Here is a 13,507-nt window from a genome sequence, read left to right as displayed (position 1 = left end):
CGGTGATGCCATGGAAACGCGTGAGGAAGCCGTCGAACCGGGGACATGGCGGCAGTACGGGCCGTCGACCCTGCCCAAGCCGCTCGAGGCTGCCCTCGAGGCGTTCGCCGAGCGGGGTTACGACGGCACCTCGATCCGGGAGGTCGCCGCCCGGGCCGGGTTGTCGGTTCCGGGTCTGTATCACCACTATCCGTCCAAGCAGGCGCTGCTGGTGTCGTTGACGACGCTGGTGATGCGTGATCTGCTCGACCGGAGCAGGCAAGCCCTCGAGGAGGCCGGACCGACACCGTCCGAGCGGTTCGACGCCGTCGTCGAGTCGCTGCTGCGGTACCACATGTTCCGGCGCAACCAGGCGTTCGTCGCCTCCACCGAGATGCGCAGCATGGAACCGGACAACCGGAAGGCCTACATCGCGTTGCGCGACGAGCAGCAGCGAATGCTCGACGAGATCGTCCGGGACGGGGTGGCGAGCGGCGAGTTCGGTACCGAGTTCCCGGAGGATGCGAGCCGGGCGGTGACCACCATGTGCGTGGCGGTCGCCTCGTGGTACCGGCCGGACGGACCGCTGTCTCCCGACGAGGTCGTCCGCCGCTACCTCGCCATTGCGCGCTGCGCCGTAGGTGCTCGGTAGGCACGGCGCCGTAGGCGCTCGGTAGGGCGCCCTGGGTTGACCGCGCGGGGTGGGGTATGTCACGGTTGAGGCAACCGAGCGATCGATCGGTCGGGGTGAGGAGGAGGAATCGCGATGGCTGTCGATCTGTCGTACCCGGAACACGTCCAGGCACTCGTGGCGAAGACCGAGGAGTTCGTCCGGGAGCACGTGCTGCCCGTCGAGGACGCCCACAACGGTGACATCACCGCCGCCGGGGGTGACGACCTGCGCGTGAAGTTGCAGCAGGCGGCCAAGGAGGCCGGTGTCTTCGCGCCGCACGCGCCCGTCGAGTACGGCGGCCACGGCCTCGGCATGGTCGACCGCGCCCCGGTGTTCGAGGCGGCCGGGTACTCGCTGTTCGGACCGATCGCGCTCAACATCGCCGCGCCCGACGAGGGCAACGTGCACATGCTCGCGCACATCGCCAGCCCGGAGCAGAAGGAGCAGTTCCTCGCGCCGCTGGCCCACGGCGACGTGCGGTCCGGCTTCGCGATGACCGAACCGGCACCCGGCGCCGGATCCGATCCCAACGCCCTGACCACCCGCGCCGAGAAGGCCCCCGGCGGCTGGAAGATCAACGGCCGCAAGTACTTCATCACCGGAGCCGACGGCGCGGGCTTCTTCATCATCATGGCCCGCACCTCCGGCGAACCCGGCCAGCGCGGCGGGGCGACGATGTTCCTCGCGCCCGCCGACACTCCCGGACTGACCGTCGGCCGGCACATCGACACCATCGACCGCGCCATGATCGGGGGCCACTGCGAGGTCTTCTTCGAGGACCTGTTCGTGCCCGACTCCGCCGTCCTCGGCGAGGTCGACCAGGGCTTCGCCTACGCGCAGGTGCGGCTCGGACCCGCCCGCATGACGCACGTGATGCGCTGGCTCGGCGCCGCCCGCCGCGGCCACGACATCGCCGTCGCCCGCGTCGCCGAACGCGAAGGATTCGGGAGCAAGCTCGGCGACCTCGGCATGATCCAGAAGATGGTCGCCGACAACGAGATCGACATCGCCGCCACCCGCGCCCTGCTGACGCAGGCGTGCTGGGAACTCGACCAGGGCTCCCACGCGTCGAACTCCACGTCCATCGCCAAGACCTTCGCCGCCGAGGCGGTGTTCCGGATCGTCGACCGCTCGATGCAGATGTGCGGCGGGCTCGGCGTCTCCGCCGACCTGCCCGTCGCCCGCCTGGCCCGCGAGGTCCGCCCGTTCCGCATCTACGACGGACCGTCCGAAGTGCATCGCTGGGCGATCGCCAAGCGGGCCGTCGGCGCCGCGAAGAAGGCCGCCGCCGCGAAGGAGGGCCGGGCATGAAGACCGCACAGCACGAGGGACTCGACCTGGGTGCCCTGCAACGCTACCTGGAGGACTCGGGCATCGCCCTCGACGGCGAACTGCGCGCCGATCTCATCTCCGGCGGAAAGTCGAACCTGACGTACGCGATCTCCGACGGCACGTCGCGGTGGGTGCTGCGCCGGCCGCCGACGGCGGGACTCACCCCGTCCGCCCACGACGTCGCCCGCGAATTCCGCATCACCTCGGCGCTCCAGGGCTGCGGTGTGCCGGTCGCCCAGACGGTCGCCCTGTGCGAGGACGACTCCGTGATGGGTGCCCCGTTCACCGTCGTCGAGCACGTCACCGGACGGGTGATCCGCACGACCGACGACCTCGCCACCCTGAGTGACACCGAGATCGAAGCGTGCACCGGCGAACTCGTCCGTGTGCTCGCCGCGCTGCACTCGGTGGACTACGAGGCCGTCGGCCTGGGGAACCTCGGCCGCCCCGACGGGTACGTCGCGCGCCAGGTCAAGCTGTGGGCCGGTCAGTGGGGCCGGGTCAAGACCCGCGACCTCGACGACATCGATCGCTTGCACGCCGCCCTCGCCGACGCGATCCCGGCGTCGTCCGCGGCGTCGATCGTGCACGGCGACTACCGCATCGACAACACCATCCTCGATCTCGACGACGCAGGAAAGATTGCGGCGGTTGTGGATTGGGAGCTGTCGACGCTCGGCGACCCGCTCACCGACGTCGCCCTGATGTGCGTGTACCGCAACCCCGCGCTCGACCAGGTGCTCGGCGAGTCCGCCGCGTGGACCAGCCCGCGCCTGCCGTCGGCCGACGACCTCGCCCAGCGCTACGCGGTCGCGACCGGGCGCGAGCTCGCCCACTGGGACTTCTACATGGGACTGGCGAACTTCAAGCTCGCCGTCATCGCCGAGGGCATCAACCACCGCTGGCGCGTCGGCGCGACCGTCGGCGACGGCTTCGACAAGGCGGGGGAGGCCGTACCGGTCTTCGCCGCCGCCGGACTCGCCGCGCTGCGGGGAGGTGGCGCATGACAACCGATCTCGCCAACCCCAGCGCGCTCGTCACGGGTGCGTCGCGCGGCATCGGGCTCGGTGTCGCCACCCGTCTCGCGCAGCAGGGCTACGGCCTGACGCTCACCGCGCGTGACGAGGCCCGGCTCGGCGCGGTCGCCGCCGACCTTCGCGACGCGGGCGCGCCCGAGGTGCGCGTCGTCGCCACCGACCTCGGCGACCCCGAGACCGCGAGCCGCGTCGTCGCGGCACACGAGGAGACGTTCGGCAGCATGCGAGCGCTCGTCCTCAACGCGGGCGTCGGCACCGCCGGTACCATCGCCGAGTTCCCGATGCGGCGGTTCGGCAAGACGGTGTCGGTGAACTTCGAGACCCCGTTCGCATTCGTCCAGTCGGCGCTGCCGCTGCTGCGCAAGGCCGCGTCGGCCGCTCCGCGTCGAGGGTCGAAAGTGGTTGCGCTGTCGTCGATCACGGGTGTCTACGCCGAGGCGGGCCTGGCCGTGTACGGGGCGACGAAGGCCGCGCTGATCTCGCTCGTGGAGACCCTCAACGCCGAGGAGTCCGGCAACGGCATCAGCGCGTCCGCAATCGCGCCCGCGTACGTCGACACCGACATGTCCGACTGGATCAAGGACCGCATCCCCGCCGAGGAGATGCTCGAGGTGAACGACGTCGTCGAACTCGTCGACGCGGTGCTGCGGCTGTCGTCGCGCGCGGTGCTGCCGCGCCTGGTGCTCAGCCGCGCCGGAACGGACGCCTACCGGGCGTGAGCTCTCACCGGCCGTCCGCCAGCGCGCGGACGGCCGGGCTCGCGCTGTGCCGGACGAACGCGCAATCCGAGAGCCGCTCGGCCGCACCGAGGGTGAGCGTCAGGTCGACCGAGTCGGCGAGCCGGTAGGGGCGGCTCTCGACGACGGAGCCGAGCGCGCGGCGTAGCCGGGACACCTCCGCCCGCACCGCGACGGCGTGGTCCGGGTCGCCGTAGATGCCGTTGCTGAGTTCGGTGACCGTCATCCCCTCGCGGCCCCGCAGGTGCAACATCAGCAGGATCTCCGCGTGCCGCGCGGACAGCGCGCTGCGCCACGTCGAGTCCGCGCCGCTGACGACCACCGTCGGCGCGCCGGACAGGTCGAGTTCCATCGTGATCCGCGCCGGACCCCCGGCGGGCCGGATCAACCAGCCGTGCGCGAGCTGCTCCGGGACGCACATCCCCAGGCCCGGCACACTCAGGGTGCGGTCGGCGGTCGGTGCCGCCACCCGCTTGGTGGCCGCGACGCCCGACGCGTGCGCCACCCACCCGTGCTCGTCGACGAGCAGCAGCGGACCGCTCATCGACGCGAGCACCGGTGCCGCGACCGTGCGCAGCCGCTCGAGCCGGTTCTCGTGCAGCCGCCACAGCTGCGCCTCGGCCAGCCGTACCGCCGTCTCCACCAGCGCACTGATCGTGGGATGGATCGTCAGCGCCGGACCGCTCACGTCGACCACGCCGAGCAGTTCCCCGGTGCGGGGATCGTGGATCGGCGCGGCCGTGCAGTACCAGGGATGCTGGGACTGCTCGAAGTGCTCGGCGGAGAACAACTGCACCGGGGCGGCCTCGGCGAGCGCCGTGCCGATCGCATTGGTGCCCACGGTCGACTCCGTCCACCGGGCGCCCTCGCTGAACCCCAGGCTGTCCGCCCGGCTGCGGACCTTCGCCGACCCGGCCCGCCACAGCACGATCCCGTCCGCGTCGGTCACCACCATCAGCATGTGCGACGCCTCGGCCACCGAGCACACCACCTGCTCGAGGTCGCCGATCACCCCCGACAGGGGCGAGGCGCGGCGCCGGCGTTCGACCTCGGCGAGCGGCAGCAGGGCGCGGGCGTTGCTGCCGTCGGGTGCGAGGCCGGCGCCGAGCACCCGCGTCCAGGACCGCGCGACCACCGACCGCGGCCGCAGCGGCGACTGGCCGCCACCGATCACCGCGTCGTGCATACGCGCCAGCTCGCGCGCGTATCGGTGCAGGTCGGTGCCCGGTTCGATGGCGCTGAAGTTGCCCACGGTCTCCGTCTCTCGTCGGTCGAGTTGCCGCGAGCATATGCCCTCGGGTGTGTCCGGCACCACACCCGACGGTACGCGCAACGCACTGCAACGTTTGCCGCGGCGACGTGCCCGCTGTGTGCTGGATCACGCGCCGGCCTCGGCAGCGGCGCACCCGGATGATCCCGCGTCGGACTAGGCCGACCATGATCCGACGCCCGTACAGCGAGGAGATCGACCCATGAAGGCAGCCCGCTTCCACGGCCCCGGGGACATCCGGGTCGAGGACATTCCCGAACCGGCCACCCGCCCCGGCACCGTCAAGGTGGAGGTGGAGTGGTGCGGCATCTGCGGCACCGACCTGCACGAGTACCTCGAGGGCCCGATCTTCGCCCCGCCCGCCGACACGCCGCACCCCGTCACCGGTGAGACCGTGCCGATCACCCTCGGGCACGAGTTCGCCGGCGTCGTGGCGGAAGTCGGGGACGGCGTCGACGATCTGCGCGTCGGCGACCGGGTCGCGGTCGAGCCGTACATCATCTGCGGTCGCTGCGACGCCTGCCGCAACGGACGCTACAACGTCTGCGGCACATTGGGATTCGTGGGTCTGTCGGGCTACGGGGGCGGGTTCTCCCAGTACGTCGTCGCCGAGCGGCGCTGGATCCACCCGCTCGGCGAACTCGGCACCGACGTCGGCGCCCTCGTCGAACCCCTCGCCGTGGCGTACCACGCGGTGCGCCTGTCCGGAGCGCGACCGAGCCACTCGGCGCTCGTGTTCGGCGCCGGGCCGATCGGCCTCGTCACCACGTCGGCGCTGCGCGCCGCCGGTGTCGACCAGATCATCGTCGTCGAACCCGCCGACGTGCGGAAGAAGAAGGCCGAGCCGGCCGGCGCGGACCACATCATCGACCCGCGCGACGGCGACGTCACCGAGCAGGTCCTCGAGCTGACCGGCGGCCGCGGCGCCGACGTCTCCTTCGAATGCGCCGGCATCGACGCGGTGCTGAAGTCCGCGATCCTGTCCACCCGGGCGGGCGGCACGTGCGTCAACGTCGCGATCTGGGGCCACGAGGCGTCCGTCGCGATGAACGACCTGGTCTTCCGCGAGGTCAACCTGCTCGGCAGCCTGGCCTACGCGAACGACCATCCCGCGACGATCGAGATGATCGCCTCCGGCAAGGTCGACCCCTACCAGTTCATCACCGGCCGCATCGACCTCGACGACATCGTCGCCCACGGGTTCGAGGAACTGATCTCCAACAAGGAGGAGAACGTCAAGATCCTCGTCCGGCCGTGACGGTCAGTCGTCGTCGCCGTTCTCCTTGTCCTCGCCGCGGCGGCGCAGGAAGTTGAACCCCGGCACGCCGACGATCGCCTGCCGCACGTCCTTCGCCACCCCGAGCAGCTCGTGGATCTCCGGGGCGACGGTCTCGAGCGTGCCGAGGATCGGCATCAGAGCCGTCATCCGGTCCGCGAGCTCGGGCAGCTGATCGAGCAGCACGACCGCCGCGTGCACCTCCTCGGCGCTGAGCTCGTCGATGAACTGGCCGGCGAGCGGCGCGGCCCGCGTCGCCATCGGGGCATACGTGTCGAGCAGTTCGCCCGCCGAGTCGGACGTGCGGCCGGCCGACGCCACCACGTCCTGCGCGCGGTGCGCGACGGTCGCCGCCTCGCCGACCACCGCCGAACTGCTGTCGACGACCTCGCCGACCCTCCCGACGGTCGCGCGGGCGTCGGTGACCACGTCGTCGATCCGCGCGACGATCTCGCGGGCCTCGGTGACGACGCCGTCGATACGCCCCACCAGGGCCTCGGTCGTCTCGAGCAGGTTGACGACGCGGCCGGGGACGGACACCGCGAACTCGGCGACCTCCACGGTCCGGTCCAGGACGAGGCGGGCGGCTCCGATGGGCGCGGCGAGAAGCGACATCATGTGCTCATCCTGCCGGACGGAGGTGCCCGGCCCGCGCGGGGACCGGCGACGGTTCTGGGCGCCGACAGTCTCGACGGCATTCCGAGATCGGCGCCGATCGTCGGGGTGTGACACCGCAGTGGCGGACGCCGTATCGTTTTCGTCACCAGGTCTTCGGGCGAGCATCGGCCGTGTCGACCGGAGATCCGGGAGCGCGTCTCCGCAAGTGGCATTCGAACCTGCCGATTCCGAGCCCGGGCCGCTGCGGTCGCGCGACACTGCGGTCGGGGGCAACCCGCGACGCATTTCGCTCGGATCGGGAGGTAGCAGTGATGAATGTCCTCGACAAGACCACGCAGGTAGTCGTCGGCACCGCCGACGCCACCACCCGCGCCGCCGGTGCCGTCGGCGGCGCCGCCCTGGGCGCTCTGACAGGCAGCGTGCGCGGCGCCGCCGAAGGAGCTCGCTCCGGTCTCGGCAGTGGAGCCGAGTCGACGACGACGGCAGCGGCAACGATCGTCGTGCTGGGCGCTACCGGACTGGCAACCGGTATTGCCGCCGCGCCCGTGCTGGCCGGACTCGGCGCCACGGCCCTGGCCATCCGGCTGCTCACACCCCGCCCCACCCCGACACCCGGCGCTCCCACGATCGAGCGTGCGCCGGCGCCGACCCCGGACACCACACCGACCAGCCCCGGCGCGGCCCCGACCGCGGCAGCGGCGAAGCCGTCGGCCGGGAAGCCGACGACGGGGGAGCGACCGGCAAAGAAGGCACCGGCACGGAAGCGGTGATCGCCGTCCTGAGTGCACCGCCGCGGGGACGGCGTCCGGTGCGCTCGGCTACGTCGCAGGGACGACTGCGGCGCCCGGGCTGCCGTCCGTCGCCGCTGCCTGGGCCGGCGAGCCAGGACCTTCGGCGGCGGACTTGGCATGCTCGGTGACCAGGACCTGGCCCACACCGATCGCCACCGCCACGGGCCACTCGATCAGATCCAATGCCACGAGCAGGCCGAGGCCGGCGAAATAGGCGAGTTGTTCGGGCCGGGGAATGCCGAGCCGGCCCACCAGGGGCAGGTGCACCGCGAAGCGTTCGGCGTCGCGGGCCACACCGGCAAGAGTGCGATGGGACTGCCAGAAGGACTGTTCGTCGGCCATGGCTATCTCTTTCGTGAGCTGTGCGTCCTCGGGACGCATCTCCAGGCTTCCATCCTCGATCCTAGGGCTCCCTTTCGGCCGGAGTCGTCGACCATCTGCCGGTTCGGCCGATTTCGCTCGGAGAGGTGGGCTCGCTTCAGACCGCGGCGGACGTAGGGGTGAGCCGTCAGTCGACGTACTGGCCGATCGAGTCGGCGGCGGCAGCGCGAGCAAGCCCCCAATGGTCCGCAACCGATATCGATCAGGGGGATCGAGGGGAAGGGGCCAGCCGCCGCGGCTAGAGGTACAATTTTCTGTACAAGGATGGAGGTCGTCATGCGAACTATGAGCTACAGCGAATCGCGCGCCCGGTACGCCGAGGTCTTGGACTCTGTCGTCAACGACCGAGAGGAGATCGTCATTACCCGCTCGGGCCACGAGCCCGTTGTGATCGTCTCCCTGGCGGACTTCGAGTCGCTGCGGGAAACGGCTTACCTGATGCGTTCACCGGCGAACGCTCGACGTCTGCTCGACGCGATGGAACGGCTCGAGGCAGGCGAGGGGCAAGTGCACGAACTGATCGAGGGTGACGACTGACCGTGCGGCTGGTGTGGGACGTCAATGCCTGGGAGGACTACCTGTGGTGGCAGACCCAGGATCGGAAGGTATTGAGACGCATCAACGCATTGGTACAGGACATCCTGCGCAACGGTAACGAAGGAATCGGCAAGCCTGAGCCGTTGAAACATGATTTCGCAGGCTATTGGTCCCGGCGCATTACGGATGAACATCGCCTGGTCTACAAGATCACCGACACAGAGGTCCGCATCGCTGCGTGCCGCTATCACTACGGCCGGTGAGAGGCCTCGGCGAGACTCTCGAACCAGGGATTCGGGCCTGCGAAGCGGCAGCCGTGTTACCGGCGGCTGAGCTGCGATGACGAGGGCCGCTTGTCCCTTGTGAAGCACGGGGAAACCGGCGCACGCTGGACACATGGCAGTCGCACCGAAGGTGGCGGTAGCAGGCGCGGCGGCAGCCGTGGTCTACGGACGCTTCGTGCGCCCGCGGCTCGTGCGGTGGGGCGCCACCGATGAGGAGGTCAGCGGGCCGTTCCCCGGCGCCGATCTGGTGCCCGACGGGGAGAGATCGGGCGCGATGGCCGTCACCATCGACGCGCCGCCGGAACAGGTGTGGCCGTGGCTGGTGCAGATGGGCTGGGACCGCGGCGGCTGGTACTCCTGGGATCACCTGGACAACGCCGGTCGTCCGAGCGCGCGGGAAGTGCACCCGGAATGGCAGGACATCCGGCCCGGCGACCAACTGAAGTACTGGGCGCCCGGGGCGGGACCTCTGGACGCGTACAAGGTCGCGCGGGTCGAGCCGAACCGGTTCCTCGGGCTGTACGGGCTGATCGATCTGCGGGGCGGCGCCCTCGACCCCGGTCAGCCGCGCCCGTCCGCCTATCTGGAAGGACTGTGGGGCTTCCAGCTGAAGGAGCTGCCCGGCGGACGCACCCGCCTCGTCGTCAGTGGGTATCAAGCGGGCCGACCGCGATGGGTCGCGCGCCTCGTCTACTCCGGGATCTTTCCGCCGGTCGTGTGGATCATGCAGGCACGCATGCTGGCAGTCCTCAAGCGCAACATCGAAAATAGCTCGCGGGCAACGGGTTCGAACACGGCAACAGGCGAGGTGCGACGACGTCACTCTCGTGGTCTTTCGTCGGTAGCGGTGAAATGGCGCGGCAGCCTGCACCGCGTCCGGCCCGGCCGGGTCCCGATCCGGGACACCTCCCTCTATGTCGATGTGGTCGGGCAGGGACCTCCGTTGGTGGTCATGCACGGCGGACCGTCGGCGGACCTGTGGACGATGCAGGCCTTCCGGCAGTGCGCGGACCGGTTCACCCTGGTGTTCTACGACCACCGTTGCAACGGACGCTCGATCGGGCCACCCGTCGAAACGATGACGTGGGAGAACCTCACTGCGGATGCCGACGCCCTGCGCGAGCGGCTCGGGTTCGAGCGGTGGGCGGTGCTCGGCCACTCGTTCGGCGGGCAGGTCGCGCTCGAGTACGCTCTGCGCTACCCCGAGCGGGTCACGCACCTCGTGCTGCTCGACACGGGCGCCGACAGTCACTGGGAGCGGCAGAACGCGTCCGAGGTACTGATCGCACGCGGCTACGGCCGGGAGAAGGCGGAGCTGGCGCGGCGGTGGTTCAACGGAGAATTCACCCCCCGCGAGTACTTTTCGATCTTCTCGCAGATCGGGGACGCGTACTTCGACGGCTCCGGCCTCGCCATGCTGGCGCGCGAACTGAGCAGCGGGGCGTGGCGCTCGAGGCCGCGGGCGGAGCCGCTGATCTTCGCGGGCCGGCACCTGATGAGGGACTGGACGGTCGTGGATCGGCTCGGTGAGATCACCGCCCCCACGCTCGTCGTGGCCGGGCGCGAGGACTTCGTGTTCCCGCCGCAGTGCCAACTGGAGCTGGCCGCCGGCATTCCCCATGCGCGCCTTCGGATCATCGACCGTGCCGGGCACAACCCGCACGACGAGCAGACCGCCGAGGTGATGGAGGCGGTGACGGACTTCCTCGGTGGCGGGGTTCCCGGCGGATGACGAATGTGCCCAGGATGAGGCACGTTGCGGAAGCGGACGCCCTGCGGGCGGCTGCCCTCGACCGAGCGGAGACCCTGCGGGTCCCTGTGTTCTTCGGCCCCTTCCCCAACGCTGCCCGGTCGCCATACCCCGATAGACCGTCTCGGCCAGCACTTTCGGCCCCACGTCGCGGGCGACGTGCGGCTGTGCTGGACCCGAACGAACGTGTCGACCCGCGCGATCAGGTGCCCCGCCACCAGCTACGGGGACAAAGGTACTGGTGCCCAGTCGGTTTCGAGCGCGACGAACTCGCGCTCGCAGCGTCCGTGCGCTGACGTCGGACCACGGGAGAGTAGCGACGTGGACCGGTGTGCCTCGGTTACCCTGGCGCACACCGGGAACAGCGATGCACGACGAGCCCCTCGATGCCGAGGGGCTCGTGCGTCAGGACGTCGACCGGGCGCGGGTGCCGCGGTGGGGGATCGGCGCGACGGAACGTGCGCGCGGTTGCGGGTACACGCCCCTGCCGGGCGTGTGGATAGACTCCACCCTACGGTGCATGACAGTCTCCTCTGTCGTGTGCCCAGACCCCGGTGCGGTGCTGCAACACCTGCCGGGGTCGACCTGTTTTCAGGCCAATGGAGGGATGGTGGCACGGCCGGCGCATACCGTCAACTCGAACGCGCGTTCGGATGCCTCGGGCGTGCGTGACGAAATCCGAAGAGAGTCCGGCGCGTCGAGCACGCCCGAGGTGAGCCGCCCGGCGATGGTAGGGCGTGGCGTCAATTTTCCGATATGTCCTACTCGTCGTCGGCGGCTTCACCGCCGGCCTGGTGCTGGCCGCCCCGAGCGTCGACACCTATCCCTTGGCCGACGGGTTGCTGCCCGGCCCGGTGTTCACCTCCGACGTCGCCGCCGCTGCAGCGGGAGCGCTTACGGCGCTGGCCGTGGCGGCAGCGATTCGCCGGCGCGTGCTCGCGGCCGCCCTGGTCGGCGCGATGGCGGTGGCCGTCGTTGCGCTGCCGGGAGGATGGCGGTTCGACGTGTACGTCGCGACGATCGGCGCGGGCCTGCTGCTCGGCGCGCTCGTCGTGCTGGGCGCCGAGAAGCTGCACACTGCGCTGGCCGGAGCGGTGGTCGCCGGGCTGCTGACGGCCGAGCCGCTCGCGCAGTTCCGGGAGCTGGACTCGGCGCCTCAGCGGTACGCGTCCTATCTCGCAGCGAGCGTTCAGCCGGTCAATGCCGCGTGGCTGTCGCTGGCGATCGTCACCGCCGTCGCGGCGGGGGTGGTGGCGCTGACCGCCGGAAACGACACGGCGCCGGTCGACGCGTCCCGGGCCCGCGGGCGGGAGGTGGCCGTCGGTATCGGTGTGCCGATCCTCGGGGTGGGGCTGTATTGGTCGTTCCACCACGCGCTGTTCGCTCTGGACGACTTCGGGGAGGGTCGGTGGCTGTGGGGTCTGGTGGCGGTGCCGGTGCTCATCGTCGCGGCGCTGTGGCTGCGGGGACGGACGGGGACGGTGCTCCTGGCGGCGACGGCGATGGTCGTCGCCGTGGGCGGCGCCGTCTCGTGGTCGCCGGCCGCGTGGCCGGCGCTGCTGATCGCGCCGGCTCTTGTGGCCGTCGGTGTGTGGCTGGGTCGCCGCAGGCCGATGCCCCTGGTGGGCGTGGGGCTGCTCGCGCTCGTCGCGGCTTCCGGGATCTTCGATCGTCCGCCGTGGGACAACGCGAACTTCGCGGCGACGGTCCTCGTGGTGCCGTTCGCCGCCGCGTACACGATCGTCGCGTCACTGCCGTCGACGGCGCCCGTGACCGTCACCTCGCTGACCCCGCCGGCGGTGCTGGCGCTGCCGTTGCTCGCGCAGTTCGGGTGGACGGCATACACCCCGCTCACCGACGGCCCAGCCGGGTGGAGCCCGAGTGCGTGGGCGTGGTCGTCGGTGGGTGCGTCGACCGCCGCCGTGCTGGCCTGCGGTGCGGCGATGGCGTGGCTTCGATACCACAGGGGGAGTGAGGACGCCGGAACCTGATACAGCCGCGGAAACGGACACTGCGAGAATCCGAGGATGCCTGACTCCACGTGCGGATACTTCACCGAATCCGACGGCACGTACCTTCCCACGAAGTACGCCGTCAGCCCCTGGTCGTCGACCATGCTGGCCGGGCCGTGCGTGACCGGCCTGCTCGCCCGGGAACCCGACAAGGATCACGGTCCCGATGGGTTCGTTCCCGCCCGGCTCACCGTCGACCTGTTCCGCCCGGTGCAGAACGCGCCCGTCCGGTTCGAGACGACCCGCGTGCGAGACGGCAACCGCATCCGCGTCGCCGATGCCTACCTGATCCAGGGCGACGACGTCACCGCCCGCGGAACCGTCGTCTACCTGCGCCCGTCCGAGCAGCCGCCGGGCACCGTCTGGACCCGCGACGAGCACCCGACGCCGCCCATCGAGGCACTCGACGACCCGGAGACGGGATTCGCGCGCACCTGGTTCGGCAGCGACGCGCACCCCGACGGCTGGTCGCAGGTGCGGGCCGAACACCAGAACGCGAGCCGGAAACGCATGTGGTCCCGGCAGATTCCGGTAATCGTGGGGGAGGAGATGTCGCCGTTCGTGCGGACCGCGGTCGTTGGCGAGGGCACCAGCTTCATGGCCAATTGGAGCGACGAGGGCGTCGGCTTCATCAACGGCGACCTCACCCTGACCCTCTCGCGGCTGCCCGTCGGCACCGAGGTCGGCGTCGAAGCTGATCACCACCTCAGCGCCGACGGCGTCGCGGTCGGCACCTCGGTGCTGTTCGACCGGCTCGGCCCGTTCGGGACGGGCGCCGTCACGTGCCTCGCGAACGCTCGTCGTCAGGTGAACTTCGGTTGAGCGGCGCT

General features: G+C 70.7%; 14 protein-coding genes. 11 read left to right on the top strand and 3 right to left on the bottom strand.

Annotation, left to right across the window (positions count from 1 at the left end):
• Positions 1 to 10 precede the first annotated feature (10 nt).
• The 4 genes from AC2IPW_RS22705 to AC2IPW_RS22690 all read left to right on the top strand — a co-directional run bounded on the left by AC2IPW_RS22705 (position 11) and on the right by AC2IPW_RS22690 (position 3,740).
• The gene (locus AC2IPW_RS22705; protein ID WP_003934450.1) at positions 11 to 631 is read left to right on the top strand and encodes a TetR/AcrR family transcriptional regulator; all 621 of its coding nucleotides are present in this window, start codon (positions 11 to 13) and stop codon (positions 629 to 631) included.
• Between the two features lie 114 nt (positions 632 to 745).
• Entirely contained in the window at positions 746 to 1,963 is a 1,218-nt protein-coding gene (locus tag AC2IPW_RS22700) for an acyl-CoA dehydrogenase family protein (RefSeq protein WP_486375767.1), read from the top strand.
• The gene (locus AC2IPW_RS22695; protein WP_486375766.1) at positions 1,960 to 2,991 is read left to right on the top strand and encodes a phosphotransferase family protein; all 1,032 of its coding nucleotides are present in this window, start codon (positions 1,960 to 1,962) and stop codon (positions 2,989 to 2,991) included. Before AC2IPW_RS22700 ends, AC2IPW_RS22695 begins: the two co-directional genes overlap by 4 nt.
• On the top strand, positions 2,988 to 3,740 hold the full coding sequence (locus tag AC2IPW_RS22690; protein WP_486375765.1) for an SDR family NAD(P)-dependent oxidoreductase: 753 nt from the start codon (positions 2,988 to 2,990) through the stop codon (positions 3,738 to 3,740). Before AC2IPW_RS22695 ends, AC2IPW_RS22690 begins: the two co-directional genes overlap by 4 nt.
• 4 nt (positions 3,741 to 3,744) lie before the next feature.
• Here the strand turns inward: AC2IPW_RS22690 and AC2IPW_RS22685 are convergent, their stop codons facing one another.
• Positions 3,745 to 5,010, bottom strand: coding sequence for a helix-turn-helix domain-containing protein (locus AC2IPW_RS22685; RefSeq protein ID WP_003934446.1), 1,266 nt, complete (start codon positions 5,008 to 5,010; stop codon positions 3,745 to 3,747).
• A gap of 220 nt (positions 5,011 to 5,230) precedes the next feature.
• Between AC2IPW_RS22685 and AC2IPW_RS22680 the strand changes: the two genes are divergently transcribed.
• Complete coding sequence (locus AC2IPW_RS22680; RefSeq protein WP_371383783.1) at positions 5,231 to 6,286, top strand: 2,3-butanediol dehydrogenase; 1,056 nt, start codon at positions 5,231 to 5,233, stop codon at positions 6,284 to 6,286.
• A 3-nt stretch (positions 6,287 to 6,289) separates the two neighbouring features.
• On the opposite strand, the gene AC2IPW_RS22675 is transcribed toward AC2IPW_RS22680, so the two are convergent.
• The gene (locus tag AC2IPW_RS22675; protein WP_416062055.1) at positions 6,290 to 6,922 is read right to left on the bottom strand and encodes a ribulose 1,5-bisphosphate carboxylase large subunit; all 633 of its coding nucleotides are present in this window, start codon (positions 6,920 to 6,922) and stop codon (positions 6,290 to 6,292) included.
• A 311-nt stretch (positions 6,923 to 7,233) separates the two neighbouring features.
• Between AC2IPW_RS22675 and AC2IPW_RS22670 the strand changes: the two genes are divergently transcribed.
• Positions 7,234 to 7,692, top strand: a complete 459-nt coding sequence (locus AC2IPW_RS22670; protein ID WP_416062054.1) for a hypothetical protein — start codon at positions 7,234 to 7,236, stop codon at positions 7,690 to 7,692.
• Positions 7,693 to 7,740: 48 nt separating this feature from the next.
• Here AC2IPW_RS22670 and AC2IPW_RS22665 read toward each other — a convergent pair whose 3' ends face one another.
• On the bottom strand, positions 7,741 to 8,055 hold the full coding sequence (locus AC2IPW_RS22665; RefSeq protein WP_486375764.1) for a hypothetical protein: 315 nt from the start codon (positions 8,053 to 8,055) through the stop codon (positions 7,741 to 7,743).
• A gap of 315 nt (positions 8,056 to 8,370) precedes the next feature.
• Between AC2IPW_RS22665 and AC2IPW_RS22660 the strand changes: the two genes are divergently transcribed.
• The 5 genes from AC2IPW_RS22660 to AC2IPW_RS22640 all read left to right on the top strand — a co-directional run bounded on the left by AC2IPW_RS22660 (position 8,371) and on the right by AC2IPW_RS22640 (position 13,499).
• Entirely contained in the window at positions 8,371 to 8,631 is a 261-nt protein-coding gene (locus AC2IPW_RS22660; protein ID WP_003934441.1) for a type II toxin-antitoxin system Phd/YefM family antitoxin, read from the top strand.
• Between the two features lie 2 nt (positions 8,632 to 8,633).
• Positions 8,634 to 8,894: a Txe/YoeB family addiction module toxin gene (locus AC2IPW_RS22655; protein ID WP_054372088.1), complete on the top strand. Its 261-nt coding sequence runs from the start codon at positions 8,634 to 8,636 to the stop codon at positions 8,892 to 8,894.
• A gap of 133 nt (positions 8,895 to 9,027) precedes the next feature.
• Positions 9,028 to 10,647 carry an alpha/beta fold hydrolase gene (locus tag AC2IPW_RS22650; RefSeq protein ID WP_416062052.1) on the top strand — a complete coding sequence of 540 codons (1,620 nt, stop codon included), beginning with the start codon at positions 9,028 to 9,030 and terminating at the stop codon, positions 10,645 to 10,647.
• Between the two features lie 755 nt (positions 10,648 to 11,402).
• Positions 11,403 to 12,656: a hypothetical protein gene (locus tag AC2IPW_RS22645; protein WP_486375763.1), complete on the top strand. Its 1,254-nt coding sequence runs from the start codon at positions 11,403 to 11,405 to the stop codon at positions 12,654 to 12,656.
• Between the two features lie 36 nt (positions 12,657 to 12,692).
• Positions 12,693 to 13,499 (top strand): acyl-CoA thioesterase domain-containing protein, encoded by an 807-nt coding sequence (locus AC2IPW_RS22640; protein WP_486375762.1) that lies wholly within the window; start codon positions 12,693 to 12,695, stop codon positions 13,497 to 13,499.
• Positions 13,500 to 13,507 lie beyond the last annotated feature (8 nt).

It is taken from the genome of Rhodococcus sp. NS-SX18, assembly GCF_057367935.1.
The sequence above is the reverse complement of the archived record's forward strand: the minus strand, read 5'-3'. Positions and strand labels throughout refer to the sequence as shown.

Bases quoted from the DNA above. Each gene is read 5' to 3' on its own strand.
- AC2IPW_RS22705 (WP_003934450.1), top strand. From the start codon at position 11: ATGGAAACGCGTGAGGAAGCCGTCGAACCGGGGACATGGCGGCAGTAC.
- AC2IPW_RS22700 (WP_486375767.1), top strand. From the start codon at position 746: ATGGCTGTCGATCTGTCGTACCCGGAACACGTCCAGGCACTCGTGGCG.
- AC2IPW_RS22695 (WP_486375766.1), top strand. From the start codon at position 1,960: ATGAAGACCGCACAGCACGAGGGACTCGACCTGGGTGCCCTGCAACGC.
- AC2IPW_RS22690 (WP_486375765.1), top strand. From the start codon at position 2,988: ATGACAACCGATCTCGCCAACCCCAGCGCGCTCGTCACGGGTGCGTCG.
- AC2IPW_RS22680 (WP_371383783.1), top strand. From the start codon at position 5,231: ATGAAGGCAGCCCGCTTCCACGGCCCCGGGGACATCCGGGTCGAGGAC.
- AC2IPW_RS22675 (WP_416062055.1), bottom strand. From the start codon at position 6,922: ATGATGTCGCTTCTCGCCGCGCCCATCGGAGCCGCCCGCCTCGTCCTG.
- AC2IPW_RS22670 (WP_416062054.1), top strand. From the start codon at position 7,234: ATGAATGTCCTCGACAAGACCACGCAGGTAGTCGTCGGCACCGCCGAC.
- AC2IPW_RS22665 (WP_486375764.1), bottom strand. From the start codon at position 8,055: ATGGCCGACGAACAGTCCTTCTGGCAGTCCCATCGCACTCTTGCCGGT.
- AC2IPW_RS22660 (WP_003934441.1), top strand. From the start codon at position 8,371: ATGCGAACTATGAGCTACAGCGAATCGCGCGCCCGGTACGCCGAGGTC.
- AC2IPW_RS22650 (WP_416062052.1), top strand. From the start codon at position 9,028: ATGGCAGTCGCACCGAAGGTGGCGGTAGCAGGCGCGGCGGCAGCCGTG.
- AC2IPW_RS22640 (WP_486375762.1), top strand. From the start codon at position 12,693: ATGCCTGACTCCACGTGCGGATACTTCACCGAATCCGACGGCACGTAC.